Origin of the sequence: Streptomyces sp. SCL15-4 (assembly GCF_033366695.1) — a bacterium.
Taxonomy (GTDB): Bacteria; Actinomycetota; Actinomycetes; order Streptomycetales; family Streptomycetaceae; genus Streptomyces.
The window spans coordinates 3,586,578-3,606,427 of the sequence record NZ_JAOBTQ010000001.1 but is presented as its reverse complement, the minus strand read 5'-3'; the positions used below and the strand labels follow the sequence as shown (position 1 = coordinate 3,606,427).

Below are 19,850 nucleotides of genomic sequence, written 5' to 3'. Positions count from 1 at the left end.
TCCGGCCCGGACCGCGACTTTTCTCGGCCTCGACGCCTCATGCTTGCGCGGAAGCTACTGGCCGGGCCTGTCCCGGCCCCGGCCTGGCGGCAGCTTCAGCCCATGGCCGCGTCCCGTGCATCGGGGGAGCGGCGAGTCCGGCCGTCGGTTGCCCTCGGTTCTGACCGAGGGCCGGCTTCGGCCCGTGACCTGTACCCGGGGCGATGAGCAGCCCGGTCCTCGGTTCGGCTCCAGCCCAAGGCCGCGCCCGCGCATCGTAAGCGCGGGGGAGCCCGTCCCTCCGGCCTGGCCTCGTCCCCCGGCTTTCCTGCGCCGAACGGCGCTTCACGCGCGCACGGGAGGCAGCTGCGGGGCCTTGAGCCGGCCCGGGCCCCGGTCTTCTCTTGGTCCGGGCACCTCACGCCCGCACTGGAGCTGGCTGTGAGCCCGGTCCGGTCCCGGCCCGGCGGTGGCTCCAGGCCGCCACCGCGCCCCGCGCACCGGGGCCCAGTCCGGCTCCGGACCATCCCGCTCCCGCCGCCTCGCCGCCGTACCGGTGAGGCGCCGCCGTCTTCGGGCCACCGCCGTGGTGCCGGCCGTGACCTCGCTCGCGCCTTCGCCGTGCCGGCGGGCCGCCGCCCCCTGTCCCGGCGCCCGGACCGCGCGCCGGCGCCGGAGAAGCCGGCCAGCCCCCGCCCGCCTTTCTCGTGCCGCCGTAGTGCTGAGCCGTCACCGTAGGGCCGGCCCCGTCGCGTTGCGCCCCATGCCCGTCCCGTCGTACTCCCAAACGGACCGATTTGCTCTGTGGCGTGTCGGTCCCGTACTCTCTCGGAGAAGCCAAAGACCGCTGGTCGTTGCCGTGCGCTCGAATGAGGGCGCGGTGGCCGAAGGATCCGCTGAAAAGTGGACGACCCGCGCAGGTGACAGTGGAAGTACTCCCGGGTGCGCACGACTAGCGCGTGCAAGTCCGGTCGAGTCCGCCCCGTGCGCCTGCGCCGGGGCGTTTCGTTTCCCCAGTCCTCCTTCGGGTCCGCGCGGTCCGAATCACCCGGAAGGAGGCCGAGGCTCTATGGCGAGGCCCGACAAGGCTGCCGCGGTTGCGGAGCTGACGGACAAGTTCCGCAGCTCCAACGCCGCCGTGCTGACCGAGTACCGCGGTCTCACCGTGGCGCAGCTCAAGACGCTGCGCCGGTCGCTCGGTGAGAACGCCCAGTACGCCGTGGTGAAGAACACGCTGACCAAGATTGCGGCCAAGGAGGCCGGGATCACGCTGGAGGACCAGCTCTTCGCTGGCCCGACGGCCGTCGCCTTCGTCACCGGTGACCCGGTGGAGTCGGCGAAGGGTCTGCGTGACTTCGCCAAGGAGAACCCCGATCTCGTCATCAAGGGCGGTGTCCTTGACGGTAAGGCGCTGTCCGCCGACGAGATCAAGAAGCTTGCGGACCTCGAGTCCCGTGAGGTTCTGCTCGCCAAGCTGGCGGGCGCCATGAAGGGCAAGCAGTCCCAGGCTGCCGCGCTCTTCCAGGCGCTCCCGTCGAAGCTCGTCCGCACCGTGGACGCGCTGCGCGCCAAGCAGGCCGAGCAGGGCGGTGCCGAGTAATTCGGCTCGCATCATGACCGCCGTCTCCAGGCAGCGGTCGTAGCGGGCCGAACGTACGCCCGCCAACCATGTACATCCGGCACCTGCCGATTTAGTGGAAGGAAAGCCATCATGGCTCTCACCCAGGACGAACTGCTCGCCGAGTTCGAGGGCATGACCCTGATCCAGCTCGCCGAGTTCGTGAAGGCGTTCGAGGAGAAGTTCGACGTCACCGCCGCCGCCCCGGTCGCCGTTGCCGCCGCCGGCGCCCCGGGTGCCCCGGCCGCCGAGGCCGAGGAGGAGAAGGACGAGTTCGACGTCATCCTCACCGGTGCCGGCGACAAGAAGATCCAGGTCATCAAGGTCGTGCGTGAGCTGACCTCCCTGGGTCTGAAGGAGGCCAAGGACCTCGTCGACGGCACCCCGAAGCCGGTCCTCGAGAAGGTCAACAAGGAGGCCGCTGACAAGGCCGCCGAGGCCCTCAAGGGCGCCGGTGCCTCCGTCGAGGTCAAGTAAGACCTTCGCGAGCGCCACAGCGGCCCGCTAGGGCTGTAACGCGAACGCACCGAAGGGCGATCATCCATCCGGGTGGTCGCCCTTCGGCGTTCCCCGGGCCCGGCGAGGGCCGCCTTGCACCTGTGTTCGTGCGGGGTAAGGTGATCTTCGTCGTGTCTCCCGATGTCCCGGTTCCGGCCAGGAGCCCTTGACGAACGGCACGCAGCGCGCAATTCTCAGGACGCGTCGTCACAAGGATCCGAATCCGAGGCATGGATCGACGACGAAGAGGGCAGTATCAACGTGCGTTGAGAGCAGGCATGCCGAGGACGTTGAAGAGGGCGTTGAGCACAACGAGGGTCTTCGAATACCCGCGCTGGACATCAGTGTGCCAAGTGGCTACACTGACCCTTTGCGCTGCCTGTTAGCTGTCCCCTGCCCGTCACCAGGGGTCTGCCCTCACTTGAGCACAGTCGACCGAAACCCCCCGACCTGGGGTCTCCGTCTCTGTGTACAGGAGAGGGACCGGTACGCGCGTAGTGAGTCCGAGCCCTCGGAAGGACCCCCTCTTGGCCGCCTCGCGCACTGCCTCGACCGCGAATACGAACAACGGCGCCAGCACCGCCCCGCTGCGCATCTCCTTTGCAAAGATCAAGGAGCCCCTCGAGGTTCCGAACCTGCTCGCGCTGCAGACCGAGAGCTTTGACTGGCTGCTCGGCAACACCGCCTGGCAGACTCGGGTCGAGGAGGCTCTGGAGAACGGTCAGGACGTCCCCACCAAGTCCGGTCTGGAGGAGATCTTCGAGGAGATCTCCCCGATCGAGGACTTCTCCGGGTCGATGTCGCTGACGTTCCGGGACCACCGCTTCGAGCCGCCGAAGAACTCGATCGACGAGTGCAAGGACCGCGACTTCACGTACGCCGCCCCGCTCTTCGTCACCGCCGAGTTCACCAACAACGAGACCGGCGAGATCAAGTCCCAGACCGTCTTCATGGGCGACTTCCCGCTCATGACGAACAAGGGCACTTTCGTCATCAACGGCACCGAGCGTGTCGTGGTGTCGCAGTTGGTCCGTTCCCCCGGTGTCTACTTCGATTCCACCATCGACAAGACCTCCGACAAGGACATCTTCTCCGCCAAGATCATCCCGTCCCGGGGTGCCTGGCTGGAGATGGAGATCGACAAGCGCGACATGGTCGGTGTCCGCATCGACCGCAAGCGCAAGCAGTCGGTCACCGTGCTGCTGAAGGCGCTCGGCTGGACCACCGAGCAGATCCTCGAGGAGTTCGGCGACTACGAGTCGATGCGCGCCACCCTGGAGAAGGACCACACCCAGGGCCAGGACGACGCGCTGCTCGACATCTACCGCAAGCTGCGCCCGGGCGAGCCCCCGACGCGTGAGGCCGCGCAGACGCTGCTGGAGAACCTCTACTTCAACCACAAGCGCTACGACCTCGCCAAGGTCGGCCGCTACAAGGTCAACAAGAAGCTGGGTACGGACACCCCGCTGGACGCGGGCATCCTGACCGTCGAGGACATCATCTCGACGATCAAGTACCTGGTGAAGCTGCACGCCGGCGAGACCGAGACCACCGGTGACAACGGCGAGACGGTCGTCGTCGAGACCGACGACATCGACCACTTCGGCAACCGGCGCCTGCGCAGTGTCGGCGAGCTGATCCAGAACCAGGTCCGCACGGGCCTGGCCCGTATGGAGCGCGTCGTGCGCGAGCGCATGACGACCCAGGACGTCGAGGCGATCACGCCGCAGACCCTGATCAACATCCGGCCGGTCGTCGCCTCCATCAAGGAGTTCTTCGGCACCAGCCAGCTGTCGCAGTTCATGGACCAGAACAACCCGCTCTCCGGGCTGACGCACAAGCGCCGTCTGTCGGCGCTCGGCCCCGGCGGTCTGTCCCGTGAGCGGGCCGGCTTCGAGGTCCGTGACGTGCACCCCTCGCACTACGGCCGCATGTGCCCGATCGAGACGCCCGAAGGCCCGAACATCGGTCTGATCGGCTCGCTCGCCTCGTACGGCCGGGTCAACGCGTTCGGTTTCGTCGAGACCCCGTACCGCAAGGTCATCGACGGCCAGGTCACCGACGAGGTGGACTACCTGACCGCCGACGAGGAGGACCGCTTCGTCATCGCGCAGGCCAACGCGCCGCTGACCAGCGACCTCCGGTTCGAGGAGAGCCGCGTGCTCGTCCGCCGCCGTGGCGGCGAGGTCGACTACGTCGGCCCCGAGGACGTGGACTACATGGACGTCTCGCCGCGCCAGATGGTGTCGGTCGCGACCGCCATGATCCCCTTCCTCGAGCACGACGACGCCAACCGTGCCCTCATGGGCGCGAACATGATGCGCCAGGCCGTGCCGCTGATTAAGTCGGAGGCCCCGCTCGTCGGCACCGGCATGGAGTACCGCTCCGCCGTCGACGCCGGCGACGTCGTCAAGGCCGAGAAGGCGGGTGTGGTCCAGGAGGTCTCCGCGGACTACATCACCACCGCCAACGACGACGGCACGTACATCACGTACCGCCTGGCCAAGTTCGCCCGCTCCAACCAGGGCACCTCGGTCAACCAGAAGGTCATCGTCAACGAGGGCGACCGCATCGTCGAGGGCCAGGTCCTCGCCGACGGTCCGGCCACCGAGAACGGCGAGATGGCCCTCGGCAAGAACCTGCTCGTGGCGTTCATGCCGTGGGAGGGTCACAACTACGAGGACGCGATCATCCTGTCGCAGCGCCTCGTACAGGACGACGTCCTCTCCTCGATCCACATCGAGGAGCACGAGGTCGACGCCCGTGACACCAAGCTCGGCCCCGAGGAGATCACCCGGGACATCCCGAACGTCTCCGAGGAGGTCCTCGCCGACCTCGACGAGCGCGGCATCATCCGTATCGGTGCCGAGGTCGTCGCCGGCGACATCCTCGTCGGCAAGGTCACGCCGAAGGGTGAGACCGAGCTGACGCCCGAGGAGCGCCTGCTGCGCGCGATCTTCGGTGAGAAGGCCCGTGAGGTCCGTGACACCTCGCTGAAGGTGCCGCACGGCGAGATCGGCAAGGTCATCGGCGTCCGCGTCTTCGACCGCGAGGAGGGCGACGAGCTTCCCCCCGGTGTGAACCAGCTGGTGCGCGTCTACGTCGCGCAGAAGCGCAAGATCACCGACGGGGACAAGCTCGCCGGCCGGCACGGCAACAAGGGTGTCATCTCCAAGATCCTGCCGATCGAGGACATGCCGTTCCTGGAGGACGGCACCCCGGTCGACATCATCCTCAACCCGCTGGGTGTGCCGTCCCGAATGAACCCGGGACAGGTCCTGGAGATCCACCTCGGCTGGCTCGCCAGCCGCGGCTGGGACGTCTCCGGTCTCGCCGACGAGTGGGCCCAGCGCCTGCAGGTCATCGGCGCCGACAAGGTCGCCCCGCGCACCAACGTCGCCACCCCGGTCTTCGACGGTGCCCGCGAGGACGAGCTGGCGGGTCTGCTGCAGCACACCATCCCGAACCGCGACGGCGAGCGCATGGTGCTCCCGTCCGGCAAGGCGCGGCTGTTCGACGGCCGTAGCGGTGAGCCGTTCCCGGACCCGATCTCCGTCGGCTACATGTACATCCTGAAGCTGCACCACCTGGTCGACGACAAGCTGCACGCCCGCTCGACCGGGCCGTACTCGATGATCACCCAGCAGCCGCTGGGTGGTAAGGCCCAGTTCGGTGGCCAGCGGTTCGGCGAGATGGAGGTGTGGGCACTCGAGGCGTACGGCGCCGCCTACGCGCTCCAGGAGCTGCTGACCATCAAGTCCGACGACGTCACCGGCCGCGTGAAGGTCTACGAGGCCATCGTCAAGGGCGAGAACATCCCCGAGCCCGGCATCCCCGAGTCCTTCAAGGTGCTCATCAAGGAGATGCAGTCGCTCTGCCTGAACGTGGAGGTGCTGTCCAGCGACGGTATGTCCATCGAGATGCGCGACACCGACGAGGACGTCTTCCGCGCCGCGGAGGAGCTCGGTATCGACCTGTCCCGGCGCGAGCCGAGCAGCGTCGAAGAGGTCTGACGGGAGTCCGGCGGGGCCCTCACCCACAGGGCCCCGCCGACCCCCAGGCCCCCGTTTCAGACCACAGACTTTCGACCCTGAGAGGGATTGACGCATAGTGCTCGACGTCAACTTCTTCGACGAGCTCCGGATCGGCCTGGCCACCGCTGACGACATCCGTCAGTGGAGCCACGGCGAGGTCAAGAAGCCCGAGACCATCAACTACCGCACCCTCAAGCCCGAAAAGGACGGACTCTTCTGCGAGAAGATCTTCGGTCCGACCCGGGACTGGGAGTGCTACTGCGGCAAGTACAAGCGCGTCCGCTTCAAGGGCATCATCTGCGAGCGCTGTGGCGTCGAGGTCACCCGCGCCAAGGTGCGCCGTGAGCGGATGGGCCACATCGAGCTGGCCGCCCCGGTCACCCACATCTGGTACTTCAAGGGTGTCCCCTCGCGCCTCGGCTACCTGCTGGACCTGGCGCCGAAGGACCTCGAGAAGGTCATCTACTTCGCGGCGTACATGATCACGTACGTCGACGAGGAGCGCCGCACCCGCGACCTGCCCTCCCTGGAGGCGCACGTCTCCGTCGAGCGTCAGCAGATCGAGAACCGCCGCGACGCCGACCTCGAGGCCCGCGCCAAGAAGCTCGAGACCGACCTGGCCGAGCTGGAGGCCGAGGGCGCCAAGGCCGACGTGCGCCGCAAGGTGCGCGAGGGTGCCGAGCGCGAGATGAAGCAGCTGCGCGACCGCGCGCAGCGCGAGATCGACCGCCTCGACGAGGTGTGGAACCGGTTCAAGAACCTCAAGGTCCAGGACCTGGAGGGCGACGAGCTGCTCTACCGCGAGCTGCGCGACCGCTTCGGCACCTACTTCGACGGCTCGATGGGCGCCGCCGCGCTGCAGAAGCGCCTGGAGTCCTTCGACCTCGAGGAGGAGGCCGAGAAGCTCCGCGAGATCATCCGCACCGGCAAGGGCCAGAAGAAGACCCGTGCCCTGAAGCGGCTGAAGGTCGTCTCCGCGTTCCTGCAGACCTCCAACAGCCCCAAGGGCATGGTCCTGGACTGCGTCCCGGTCATCCCGCCGGACCTGCGTCCGATGGTGCAGCTGGACGGTGGCCGCTTCGCGACCTCCGACCTGAACGACCTGTACCGCCGTGTGATCAACCGCAACAACCGCCTGAAGCGGCTTCTCGACCTCGGCGCGCCCGAGATCATCGTGAACAACGAGAAGCGCATGCTCCAGGAGGCCGTCGACGCGCTGTTCGACAACGGCCGTCGTGGCCGCCCGGTCACGGGCCCCGGCAACCGTCCGCTGAAGTCCCTCAGCGACATGCTGAAGGGCAAGCAGGGTCGATTCCGTCAGAACCTGCTCGGCAAGCGTGTCGACTACTCGGCGCGTTCCGTCATCGTCGTCGGCCCGCAGCTGAAGCTGCACCAGTGCGGTCTGCCCAAGGCGATGGCGCTGGAGCTGTTCAAGCCGTTCGTGATGAAGCGCCTGGTCGACCTGAACCACGCGCAGAACATCAAGAGCGCCAAGCGCATGGTGGAGCGCGGCCGCACGGTCGTGTACGACGTCCTCGAAGAGGTCATCGCCGAGCACCCGGTGCTGCTGAACCGTGCTCCCACCCTGCACCGCCTCGGCATCCAGGCCTTCGAGCCGCAGCTGGTCGAGGGCAAGGCCATCCAGATCCACCCGCTCGTGTGCACCGCGTTCAACGCGGACTTCGACGGTGACCAGATGGCCGTGCACCTGCCGCTGTCCGCGGAGGCGCAGGCCGAGGCCCGCATCCTGATGCTGTCCTCGAACAACATCCTCAAGCCGGCCGACGGCCGCCCGGTGACGATGCCGACCCAGGACATGGTCCTCGGTCTGTTCTTCCTCACCACCGACGGCGAGCTGCGTGACACCAAGGGCGAGGGCCGCGCGTTCGGCTCCACGGCCGAGGCGATCATGGCGTTCGACGCCGGCGAGCTGGCGCTGCAGTCGCAGATCGACATCCGCTTCCCGGTGGGCACCATCCCGCCGCGGGGCTGGACGCCGCCGGCCCGCGAGGAGGGCGAGCCCGAGTGGCAGCAGGGTGACTCGTTCCGCCTGCGCACCACCCTGGGCCGCGCGCTCTTCAACGAGCTGCTGCCCGAGGACTACCCGTTCGTCGACTACTCGGTGGGCAAGAAGCAGCTCTCCGAGATCGTCAACGACCTGGCCGAGCGCTACCCGAAGGTCATCGTGGCGGCGACGCTCGACAACCTGAAGGCGGCCGGCTTCTACTGGGCGACCCGTTCCGGTGTCACCGTGGCCATCTCCGACGTCGTCGTTCCCGAGGCGAAGAAGGAGATCGTCAAGGGCTACGAGGCGCAGGACGAGAAGGTCCAGAAGCAGTACGAGCGCGGTCTGATCACCAAGGAAGAGCGCACTCAGGAGCTCATCGCGATCTGGACCAAGGCGACCAACGAGGTCGCCGAGGCGATGAACGAGAACTTCCCCAAGACGAACCCCATCTTCATGATGGTTGACTCGGGTGCCCGAGGAAACATGATGCAGATGCGGCAGATCGCCGGTATGCGTGGTCTGGTGTCGAACGCCAAGAACGAGACGATCCCGCGTCCGATCAAGGCGTCGTTCCGTGAGGGCCTGTCCGTGCTGGAGTACTTCATCTCCACCCACGGTGCCCGTAAGGGTCTGGCGGACACCGCCCTGCGTACCGCCGACTCGGGTTACCTCACCCGTCGTCTGGTGGACGTCTCGCAGGACGTCATCATCCGCGAGGAGGACTGCGGCACCGAGCGTGGCCTCAAGCTGCGGATCGCCGACCGGGGCGCCGACGGCGTGCTGCGCAAGACGGACAACGTCGAGACGTCCGTGTACGCGCGCTGCCTCGCCGAGGACATCGTGGTCGAGGGCCAGGTGCTGGCCCCGGCCGGCACCGACCTGGGCGACGTCCTCATCGAGGAACTGGTCTCCCGCGGCGTCGAGGAGGTCAAGACCCGCTCGGTCCTGACCTGCGAGTCCGCCGTCGGTACCTGCGCGATGTGCTACGGCCGTTCGCTCGCCACCGGCAAGCTGGTCGACATCGGCGAGGCGGTCGGCATCATCGCCGCCCAGTCCATCGGTGAGCCCGGTACCCAGCTGACGATGCGTACCTTCCACACCGGTGGTGTGGCCGGTGACGACATCACCCAGGGTCTGCCGCGTGTCGTCGAGCTCTTCGAGGCCCGTACCCCGAAGGGTGTCGCCCCGATCTCCGAGGCGAGCGGCCGCGTCCGCATCGAGGAGACCGAGAAGACCAAGAAGATCGTCGTCACCCCGGACGACGGCAGCGACGAGACGGCGTACCCGATCTCGAAGCGCGCCAAGGTCCTGGTCCGCGAGGGCGACCACGTCGAGGTGGGCCAGCAGCTCACCGTGGGTGCCACCAACCCGCACGACGTGCTGCGCATCCTGGGCCAGCGTGCCGTCCAGGTCCACCTGGTCGGCGAGGTCCAGAAGGTCTACAACTCGCAGGGTGTGTCGATCCACGACAAGCACATCGAGATCATCATCCGGCAGATGCTGCGCCGCGTGACGATCATCGAGTCCGGCGACGCCGAGCTGCTGCCCGGCGAGCTGGTCGAGCGCTCCCGCTTCGAGCAGGAGAACCGTCGTGTGGTCCAGGAGGGCGGTCACCCGGCCTCCGGTCGTCCGCAGCTGATGGGTATCACCAAGGCCTCGCTGGCGACGGAATCCTGGCTGTCGGCCGCCTCCTTCCAGGAGACGACCCGAGTCCTGACGGACGCGGCGATCAACGCCAAGTCCGACAGCCTCATCGGCCTCAAGGAGAACGTCATCATCGGTAAGCTCATCCCGGCCGGTACGGGCCTGTCCCGCTACCGCAACATCCGGGTCGAGCCGACCGAGGAGGCCAAGGCCGCGATGTACTCGGCCGTCGGCTACGACGACATCGACTACTCGCCGTTCGGCACCGGCTCCGGCCAGGCCGTCCCGCTGGAGGACTACGACTACGGTCCGTACAACCAGTAAGCGAGCAGCATGAAGGGCGGCCATCCCGTAGGGGGTGGCCGCCCTTCGGCGTGTGCGGCGGCTAGGCCGTTTCCTCGTACACGGACCGCATACGGCCCTGGGCGGCGCTCTGTGCCGCCGTCCTGGCCGCTCTGGGGGCGGTTCTCCGGCGCCGGCCCAGCCAGGCGGAACGCTTCGGCTGGTCGGTACTCTGGCCGGTGTCATGGCGGCACCGGCCATGGGCATGGCGGCGCGGTCGGCGGCCGGACTGTCTGTCCTCCAGGGGCGGGAGATGCCTTGGAGCTGTCCGAGCACCCCTTGATTCGTGAGCTGTGCTCGCTGGCGCTGCCGGCGGGGGACTACGTGGTGACGGGCAGTGGACCCCTTCTCGCGCACGGTCTGCGCAACGTGGAACGCGATCTGGACGTCGTCGCCAGGGGTGACGCGTGGAAGGCCGCTCTGCGGCTCGGGGACCCCGTGGTACCGCTGTCCGGGTACGGCTGCCTGGTGTCGCTCTTCGGCGGGCGCATAGAGGTGTTCGATCGCTGGCTCCCGGGCTCCCCGGGGCCGGACGCGATGATCGAGGCCGCGGAATGGGTGCAGGCGATCCCCTTCTCTCCGCTCGGCGACGTCCTGGCCTGTAAGGAAAGGCTCGGCCGGCCAAAGGACCGGGAGGACGCCCGGTTGATCCGCCGGCACCTGGGGCTCCCGGAGAAGTGACCGTGAGCACAGCCCGGGCCTGACCGGTTGGTGTGGACCCCATTTGTTTTGACCGCAGCGAATGAGGTAGGTACGCTCAGACCTTGTGCCTGGGGTGTGCCCTGGCTCCTGTGCGTGCCTGTGAACCGTACGGCGAGTCATGAGCGGCCACCGTAATCTGCGCTTCTTCCCGCCTCGCGGTGGGGGTCCTGCGGATTCGACACACCCGACCGCGTGGGTCGGCGACGTTCCAGGTTAGCTGTACCCATCGGCACACAGAAACCGGAGAAGTAGTGCCTACGATCCAGCAGCTGGTCCGCAAGGGCCGGCAGGACAAGGTCGAAAAGAACAAGACGCCCGCACTCGAGGGTTCCCCTCAGCGTCGTGGCGTCTGCACGCGTGTGTTCACGACCACCCCGAAGAAGCCGAACTCGGCCCTCCGCAAGGTCGCGCGTGTGCGTCTGACCAGCGGCATCGAGGTCACCGCTTACATTCCGGGTGAGGGACACAACCTGCAGGAGCACTCCATCGTGCTCGTGCGCGGCGGCCGTGTGAAGGACCTGCCGGGTGTTCGTTACAAGATCATCCGCGGTTCGCTCGACACCCAGGGTGTCAAGAACCGCAAGCAGGCTCGCAGCCGTTACGGCGCCAAGAAGGAGAAGTAAGAATGCCTCGTAAGGGCCCCGCCCCGAAGCGCCCGGTCATCATCGACCCGGTCTACGGCTCTCCTCTGGTGACCTCCCTGATCAACAAGGTGCTGCTGAACGGCAAGCGCTCCACCGCCGAGCGCATCGTCTACGGCGCCATGGAGGGCCTGCGCGAGAAGACCGGCAACGACCCGGTCATCACGCTCAAGCGCGCTCTTGAGAACATCAAGCCGACCCTCGAGGTCAAGTCCCGCCGTGTCGGTGGCGCCACCTACCAGGTGCCGGTCGAGGTCAAGCCCGGCCGCGCCAACACCCTGGCGCTGCGCTGGCTGGTCGGTTACTCCCGCGCCCGTCGCGAGAAGACCATGACCGAGCGTCTCCTCAACGAGCTTCTCGATGCCTCCAACGGCCTCGGTGCGGCCGTGAAGAAGCGCGAGGACACCCACAAGATGGCCGAGTCCAACAAGGCCTTCGCGCACTACCGCTGGTAGTCGCTACCCACATCGAGACCGAGAGAAGACTGAAGCCTTATGGCTACCACTTCACTTGACCTGGCCAGGGTCCGGAACATCGGGATCATGGCCCACATCGACGCGGGCAAGACGACCACCACCGAGCGGATCCTGTTCTACACCGGTGTGTCGTACAAGATCGGTGAGGTCCACGACGGCGCTGCCACCATGGACTGGATGGAGCAGGAGCAGGAGCGTGGCATCACGATCACCTCTGCTGCCACCACCTGCCACTGGCCGCTGGAGAACGTCGACCACACCATCAACATCATCGACACCCCGGGTCACGTCGACTTCACCGTCGAGGTGGAGCGCTCCCTGCGCGTGCTCGACGGTGCCGTGACGGTGTTCGACGGCGTCGCCGGCGTTGAGCCGCAGTCCGAGACCGTGTGGCGTCAGGCGGACCGCTACGGCGTTCCGCGTATCTGCTTCGTCAACAAGCTCGACCGCACCGGTGCCGAGTTCCACCGCTGTGTCGACATGATCTCCGACCGTCTGGGCGCGCAGCCGCTGGTCATGCAGCTGCCGATCGGTGCCGAGGCGGACTTCAAGGGTGTCGTCGACCTGGTGACGATGAAGGCGTTCGTCTGGTCCGCCGAGGCCACCAAGGGCGAGATGTACGACATCGTCGACATCCCGGACACCCACACCGAGGCTGCCGAGGAGTGGCGCGGCAAGCTGCTCGAGGCCGTGGCCGAGAACGACGAAGAGATCATGGAGCTGTACCTGGAGGGCGAAGAGCCTTCCGTGGAGCAGCTGTACGCCGCGATCCGTCGTATCACCATCGCCTCCGGCAAGGGCACCGGCACCACGGTGACCCCGGTGTTCTGCGGTACCGCGTTCAAGAACAAGGGCGTGCAGCCCCTGCTCGACGCGGTCGTGCGCTACCTGCCGTCTCCGGTTGACATCGAGGCCATCGAGGGCCACGCGGTCAACAACGCGGAGGAGGTCGTCAAGCGCAAGCCGTCCGACGAGGAGCCGCTCTCGGCGCTGGCGTTCAAGATCATGAGCGACCCGCACCTCGGCAAGCTCACCTTCGTCCGCGTGTACTCCGGCCGCCTGGAGTCCGGCACCGCCGTGCTGAACTCCGTCAAGGGCCGCAAGGAGCGCATCGGCAAGATCTACCGCATGCACGCGAACAAGCGTGAGGAGATCGACTCGGTGGGCGCCGGCGACATCGTCGCCGTCATGGGCCTGAAGCAGACCACCACCGGTGAGACGCTCTGCGACGAGAAGAACCCGGTGATCCTGGAGTCCATGGACTTCCCGGCGCCGGTCATCGAGGTCGCGATCGAGCCCAAGTCCAAGGGTGACCAGGAGAAGCTGGGTGTCGCCATCCAGCGTCTCGCGGAGGAGGACCCCTCCTTCCAGGTTCACACCAACGAGGAGACCGGCCAGACCGTCATCGGCGGTATGGGCGAGCTTCACCTCGAGGTCCTCGTGGACCGCATGAAGCGCGAGTTCAAGGTCGAGGCCAACGTCGGCAAGCCGCAGGTGGCCTACCGTGAGACGATCCGCAAGGCCGTCGAGCGCGTCGACTACACCCACAAGAAGCAGACCGGTGGTACCGGTCAGTTCGCGAAGGTGCAGATCGGCATCGAGCCCCTCGAGGGCGGCGACGTCTCGTACGAGTTCGTGAACAAGGTGACCGGTGGCCGCATCCCGAAGGAGTACATCCCTTCGGTGGACGCCGGTGCGCAGGAGGCCATGCAGTTCGGCATCCTCGCCGGCTACGAGATGACCGGTGTCCGTGTCATCCTCCACGACGGTGCCTACCACGAGGTCGACTCCTCCGAGCTCGCCTTCAAGATCGCCGGATCGCAGGCCTTCAAGGAGGCCGCGCGCAAGGCCAGCCCCGTGCTGCTCGAGCCGATGATGGCCGTCGAGGTCACCACGCCCGAGGACTACATGGGTGAGGTCATCGGCGACATCAACTCCCGCCGTGGTCAGATCCAGGCCATGGAGGAGCGGGCTGGTGCCCGCGTCGTGAAGGGCCTCGTGCCCCTGTCGGAGATGTTCGGCTACGTCGGCGACCTCCGCAGCAAGACGTCGGGTCGCGCAAGCTACTCGATGCAGTTCGACTCCTACGCCGAGGTTCCGCGGAACGTCGCCGAGGAGATCATCGCGAAGGCCAAGGGCGAGTAACGCACCGCGTTAACACGCCGTAGGCTTGACTCCGGAGCCTCCAGAGGCAAACGTCCGCAATCGCGAGCGTTTGCCCCGGGTTCCGGGCCTTTACAGCAAAGATCACCTGGCGCCGATGAAGTAAGGCGTACAGAACCACTCCACAGGAGGACCCCAGTGGCGAAGGCGAAGTTCGAGCGGACTAAGCCGCACGTCAACATCGGCACCATCGGTCACATCGACCACGGTAAGACGACCCTCACGGCCGCCATTACCAAGGTGCTGCACGACGCGTACCCGGACCTGAACGAGGCCACCCCGTTCGACAACATCGACAAGGCGCCCGAGGAGCGTCAGCGCGGTATCACCATCTCCATCGCGCACGTCGAGTACCAGACCGAGGCGCGTCACTACGCCCACGTCGACTGCCCTGGTCACGCGGACTACATCAAGAACATGATCACCGGTGCCGCGCAGATGGACGGCGCGATCCTGGTGGTCGCCGCCACCGACGGCCCGATGCCGCAGACCAAGGAGCACGTGCTCCTGGCCCGCCAGGTCGGCGTTCCGTACATCGTCGTCGCCCTGAACAAGGCCGACATGGTGGACGACGAGGAGATCCTGGAGCTCGTCGAGCTCGAGGTCCGTGAGCTCCTCTCCGAGTACGAGTTCCCCGGCGACGACGTTCCGGTCGTCAAGGTCTCCGCGCTCAAGGCCCTCGAGGGCGAGCAGGAGTGGGTGGACTCCGTCCTCAACCTGATGAAGGCCGTCGACGAGTCGATCCCGCAGCCGGAGCGCGACGTCGACAAGCCGTTCCTCATGCCGATCGAGGACGTCTTCACCATCACCGGTCGCGGTACGGTCGTCACCGGCCGTATCGAGCGTGGTGTCCTCAAGGTCAACGAGAACGTCGACATCATCGGCATCAAGACCGAGAAGACCTCCACCACGGTCACCGGCATCGAGATGTTCCGCAAGCTGCTCGACGAGGGCCAGGCCGGTGAGAACGTCGGTCTGCTCCTCCGTGGCATCAAGCGCGAGGACGTCGAGCGCGGCCAGGTCATCATCAAGCCGGGCTCGGTCACCCCGCACACCGAGTTCGAGGCGCAGGCCTACATCCTGTCCAAGGACGAGGGTGGCCGCCACACGCCGTTCTTCAACAACTACCGTCCGCAGTTCTACTTCCGTACGACGGACGTGACCGGCGTGGTGACCCTCCCCGAGGGCACCGAGATGGTCATGCCGGGTGACAACACCGAGATGAAGGTGGAGCTCATCCAGCCCGTCGCCATGGAAGAGGGCCTGAAGTTCGCCATCCGTGAGGGTGGCCGCACCGTGGGCGCCGGCCAGGTCACCAAGATCGTCAAGTAAGTTCCGCTTGCTTGAGGGTCAGCACCTGACCTAAGGGGAGGCCCGTACGACTCCGGTCGTACGGGCCTCTTCTGCTTTTCCGGGGGGTTCACTGCATGTTCGTCAGCGGCGGATGGTCGTACGACGCCTCGCACGCGTAGATCTGCATGCAGTACCCGCGGCCGAAGTTCAGCTCGGTCTGCCCGGACGGCCCCTGGAACATCGGTCCGGTGTACCCGGCATCCTCCAGTGGGCGCCAGCTCCCGCTGCCGCCGTCCCACTCGGCGCCGTCGAAGGTGAGCAGGGGCCGTACCGGCGACCCGCACTCGCCGCAGGCCATGGGGAAGGGGTCGGAGTAGCTCCAGGGCGCGTGGCCGCCGAGCTTGGTGCCCGGGGCCACGGAGAGGTCGTACTGGTAGCGGAGCCCGGTGTCCTCCCGAGAGTCCTCCCACGCCTCGATACGTTCGGCCAGTTCCTCGGGCAGCTCGTGCGGGGCCGGGTACTCCGTGACGGTCTCCGGGTGCAGCACACAGGGTTCGGGCAGGTAGTCGCGGTCGCCGGCCACGGCGGGCCGCGGGGGCGCGGCGAGCGGGGCGGTGACGGCGGCGGAGTCGCGCCGGCGCAGCTCGACACGGGGCAGACGGCCGGGGTTGTGGTCGAACGGGCACCACAGCACCTGGAGCAGATCGGTGCCGTCCGGGCGGGGCAGCGCTGGCACGTCGGCGGCGTACAGCTGGAGCGCCGGAACCATCGGAAGCGGCCCGTCCACGGGTATCCGCACCCGCTCCCGCCCCCGGTCCACGACGGCCCTCTCCTCCTCGGTCAGCAGCGCATCGCCCTCCGCGCGGGGCCGGGCCCACGCCTCCCGCAGCACGCGCCGGGCCCGTCGTACGTCGTCGGGGGCCACGCCCTTGTGCCAGGGCCCGGCATGCTCCGGGCACCCCGGCCACGCCTCCTCCTCGGGCCACAGCAGCGGTCCGCCGAGCGAGCTGTCCGCCGGGGTGGGCGTGCCGGCCCGGGGGTGCAGCCGTACGGCGGTGCGGGCGAGCGGGGCCAGCTCGGGGAAGGGGCCGGTGATGTCCAGGGGGCGCGGGGGAGTGGTACGGGTCATGGCCGGAGGCTAGCGGCCCCCGCCGGCACCGCCGCCGGCCTCCCTGAGGCGTCCCTTACGGGTCTCGAAACTATTCGGTGCGCCCGACCCGTTCCCCGGTGCCGTCGCCTCGCCCACTATTTGTCATGCCGCTGAGCAAATAGCGAGGCATGTGGGAGCCGGAGGAGTGTTGTATGTCGTCTGCGCACGTCAGCCGTAGGACGGTCCTGGGCGGGACGGTTCTGGGCGCCGGTCTGGCCGCGGTGTCGGGACCGGCGGCGGAGGCCGCGTCCGAACCCGGATCCGGGGTCGTGTCCGGGGCCGGGGAGGGGCTGCGGGTGACGGACCCGGGGTCGTACATCTCGTTCACCGGCGGGGTGTTCTCCCTCGTGGGCGCGCCGGTGGTGGTCAGCCAGGAGGATCACCCCGGAGTCGTACGGGTCGCAGGGGACCTCCGAGACGACCTCGCGCGGGTGACCGGCGTCCGTCCGGGCACCACGATCGGCCGCTTCCCGGTGCTGGTCGGCACGATCGGCCGCAGCCCGCTGATCGACGGCCTGATCCGGTCCGGAAAGCTCGACGTGACCGGCGTGCGCGGCAAGTGGGAGACCTCGCTCCAGACGGTCGTGGACCATCCGATGCCCGGGGTGGAGCGGGCGTTCGTCATCGCGGGCAGCGATCCGCGGGGCACGATCTTCGGGGCGTACGACGTCTCGTACGGCATCGGCGTCTCGCCCTGGCACTGGTGGGACGACGTACCGCCGGCCCGGCGCGCGCACGTCTGGGTGAAGCCCGGCCGCTTCACCCAGGGGACGCCGGCGGTGAAGTACCGGGGCATCTTCATCAACGACGAGAACCCGGCGCTCGGCACCTGGGCCCCGGCCTACTTCGGCCCCGGAAAGGCACCGGGCTTCCCCAACGGCTTCACGGCCGACTTCTACGCGAAGGTGTTCGAGGTCCTGCTGCGGCTGAAGGGCAACTACCTCTGGCCGGCGGTCTGGGGCCGTGCCTTCGCCGAGGACGACCCGGAGAACCACCGCAGGGCCGCCCAGTACGGGATTGTCATGGGCACCTCTCACGAGGCGCCGATGATGCGCGGCATCGAGGAGTGGAACCGGCACGCGGGCTCCGGGTCCGACCCTTACGGGGGCACGGGCGAATGGTCGTACCGCCGCAACGCGGAGGCGATCCGCGCGTACTGGCGGGCCGGCATCCAGCGGATGGTCGACGAGGGCTTCGAGGGCGTGGTGACCCTCGGCATGCGCGGCAACGGCGACACCAGCCTGCCCGACGGCGACGGCATCGAGCTGATGCAGGAGATCATCGCCGACCAGCGCCGCATCATCGAGGAGGTGACCGGGAGGCCGGCCGCCGAGACCCCGCAGGTGTGGACCCTCTACAAGGAGGTGCAGCGCTACTGGGACCGGGGCCTGCGCGCCCCCGACGACGTCACCGTGGTCCTCACGGACGACAACTGGGGCAACATCCGCAAGCACCCGGACGGCCCCCGCACCGGCGGTTACGGCCTGTACTACCACTTCGACTACGTCGGCGCCGGCCGCAACTACAAGTGGGTCGACACCGCGAACCTCCGCAACGTCTGGGACCAGCTCCACCAGGCGCACGCCTATGGCAACCACGGCCTGTGGGTGGTCAACGTCGGCGACCTGAAGGGCAACGAACTCCCGACGGAGTTCTTCCTCGACTACGCCTGGGACCCGGACCGCCTGCCGCTGGAGCGCCTCGGCGAGTGGGAGGAGCGCTACGCCCGGCAGAACTTCGGCGAGGCGCAGTCGGCGGAGATCGCTTCGCTGCTGGCGGAGTACGGCCGGCTCCAGGCCCGCCGCAAACCGGAGCTGCTGAACCGCCGGATCACCCTCTCCGGCGACCGGATCGTCAACGACGACCAGCAGACCCCGTACTACTTCGCGCACCGGGAGCTGGAGCGGGTCACCGAGGAGTGGCGCGAACTGGGCCGCCGCGCCGAACGCGTCGAGCGCAGGCTGCCGGAGCGGCTGCGGGACGCGTGGTTCGAACTGGCCGGCTACGAGGTGACGGCGACCGCGAACCTGTACGAGCTGCGGCAGGCGGAGTTCACCAACCTGCTCTACGCGGCGCAGGGCCGGGCCGCGGCGAACGACCGCGCGGCCCAGGCGGAGGCGGGCCTCGACCGCGATTTCGCGCTCGCCGACCGTTTCAACTCGCGGGTGGCGAACGGCAAATGGAAGGGCTTCCAGACCCAGCCGCACATCGACTACGGCGACGTCGACCGCTACGGCCCGAACGCGCCCTGGCAGCAGCCGGAGAAGGACAACGTGGCCATACCCGACGTGCTCTTCCCGGCGGTGCGGCGCATCGAGGTGCCGGAGGCGGCGGAGCTGGGCGTGTCGGTGGACGGCGCGGAGGACAAGGGCGAGTGGTGGCCCGGGGGCGCGTCGGGTGAGGCCGTTCTGCCGCCCTTCAGCCCGTACCAGACCCGTCCCCGCCAGTATGTGGAGATCTTCAACCGGGGCCGTACGCCGTTCCCCTACGAGGTCTCCGTCTCGGCGCCGTGGCTGCGGGTGGACCGGCCGCGCGGCCGGGTGGAGAAGCAGGTCCGCCTGGAGGTGGAGGTCGACTGGTCCCGGGCACCCAAGGGGCGCGCGGAGGCGACCCTTACGGTGCACGGCGCGGGCGCGTCGGTCGCGGTCCGCTGCGTGGCGGAACGACCGTCGGGCGTGCGGGCACGGGGCTTCGTGGAGGCCGGCGGCTACGTGGCGATCGACGCCGAGCACTACGACCGTGCGGTCGGCCGGTGGCGCCGCATCGACGGCATCGGCCGCACCGGAGCGGGCGTGACCCCGTGGCCGGTGACGGCTCCCCGCCAGACCCCGGGCGGCTCCACCCCCCACCTGGAGTACGAGGTGACGCTCCTGTCCTCCTCCACCGAGGTGACGGTCTGGGCGCACCTGTCCCCGCGCAACCCGGCCCTGCCCGGCGTCCAGGGCCTGCGCTACGGCATCTCCTTGGACGACGGTCCGATCAGGACCGTGGACATCACCGAGGGCGCGGACGACGGCGCGCTGAACGCGGTGTGGGCCCGCCACACGTCGGACAACATCAACGCGACGGCGACGCGCCACTCCGTGGAGAAGCCGGGCGTCCACCGCCTGAAGTTCTGGATGGTCGACCCGACGGTGGTGGTGCAGCGCCTGCTGATCGACACGGGCGGGCTTCCGGAGCTGTACCTGGGGCCGCTGGAGAGCCGCCGGCTGTAACGGTCCGGCGCTCCCCGTACCGGCGCCGCACGGCGCACTCCCGACACCTGAGGCACTGCGCCGAGGTGCGTCGGATCCTCCCGGGGT

At 68.1% G+C, this 19,850-nt stretch carries 11 protein-coding genes; 10 read left to right on the top strand and 1 reads right to left on the bottom strand.

Going from position 1 to position 19,850, the window contains the following annotated elements:
• The first annotated feature begins 1,048 nt into the window (after nt 1-1,048).
• The 9 genes from rplJ (at nt 1,049) to tuf (ending at nt 15,437) form a co-directional block, all read left to right on the top strand.
• Nucleotides 1,049-1,579: a 50S ribosomal protein L10 gene (rplJ, locus tag SCK26_RS15540; RefSeq protein ID WP_318201902.1), complete on the top strand. Its 531-nt coding sequence runs from the start codon at nt 1,049-1,051 to the stop codon at nt 1,577-1,579.
• A gap of 111 nt (nt 1,580-1,690) precedes the next feature.
• Entirely contained in the window at nt 1,691-2,074 is a 384-nt protein-coding gene (gene rplL / locus SCK26_RS15535; RefSeq protein WP_220212277.1) for a 50S ribosomal protein L7/L12, read from the top strand.
• A gap of 548 nt (nt 2,075-2,622) precedes the next feature.
• Nucleotides 2,623-6,108, top strand: a complete 3,486-nt coding sequence (gene rpoB / locus SCK26_RS15530) for a DNA-directed RNA polymerase subunit beta (protein ID WP_318201901.1) — start codon at nt 2,623-2,625, stop codon at nt 6,106-6,108.
• A gap of 97 nt (nt 6,109-6,205) precedes the next feature.
• Entirely contained in the window at nt 6,206-10,105 is a 3,900-nt protein-coding gene (locus SCK26_RS15525; protein ID WP_318201900.1) for a DNA-directed RNA polymerase subunit beta', read from the top strand.
• Between the two features lie 276 nt (nt 10,106-10,381).
• Nucleotides 10,382-10,804 (top strand): hypothetical protein, encoded by a 423-nt coding sequence (locus SCK26_RS15520; protein ID WP_318201899.1) that lies wholly within the window; start codon nt 10,382-10,384, stop codon nt 10,802-10,804.
• Nucleotides 10,805-11,076: 272 nt separating this feature from the next.
• Entirely contained in the window at nt 11,077-11,448 is a 372-nt protein-coding gene (rpsL, locus tag SCK26_RS15515; RefSeq protein ID WP_003948652.1) for a 30S ribosomal protein S12, read from the top strand.
• A 2-nt stretch (nt 11,449-11,450) separates the two neighbouring features.
• On the top strand, nt 11,451-11,921 hold the full coding sequence (gene rpsG / locus SCK26_RS15510) for a 30S ribosomal protein S7 (protein ID WP_003998848.1): 471 nt from the start codon (nt 11,451-11,453) through the stop codon (nt 11,919-11,921).
• A 39-nt stretch (nt 11,922-11,960) separates the two neighbouring features.
• Nucleotides 11,961-14,087 (top strand): elongation factor G, encoded by a 2,127-nt coding sequence (gene fusA, locus SCK26_RS15505; protein WP_318201898.1) that lies wholly within the window; start codon nt 11,961-11,963, stop codon nt 14,085-14,087.
• 156 nt (nt 14,088-14,243) lie between these two features.
• On the top strand, nt 14,244-15,437 hold the full coding sequence (tuf, locus tag SCK26_RS15500) for an elongation factor Tu (protein ID WP_030601270.1): 1,194 nt from the start codon (nt 14,244-14,246) through the stop codon (nt 15,435-15,437).
• Nucleotides 15,438-15,525: 88 nt separating this feature from the next.
• On the opposite strand, the gene SCK26_RS15495 is transcribed toward tuf, so the two are convergent.
• Nucleotides 15,526-16,527 carry a hypothetical protein gene (locus SCK26_RS15495; protein ID WP_318201897.1) on the bottom strand — a complete coding sequence of 334 codons (1,002 nt, stop codon included), beginning with the start codon at nt 16,525-16,527 and terminating at the stop codon, nt 15,526-15,528.
• A 173-nt stretch (nt 16,528-16,700) separates the two neighbouring features.
• On the opposite strand from SCK26_RS15495, the gene SCK26_RS15490 reads away from it, so the two are divergent.
• The gene (locus SCK26_RS15490) at nt 16,701-19,763 is read left to right on the top strand and encodes a glycosyl hydrolase 115 family protein (protein ID WP_318201896.1); all 3,063 of its coding nucleotides are present in this window, start codon (nt 16,701-16,703) and stop codon (nt 19,761-19,763) included.
• Nucleotides 19,764-19,850: the final 87 nt, after the last annotated feature.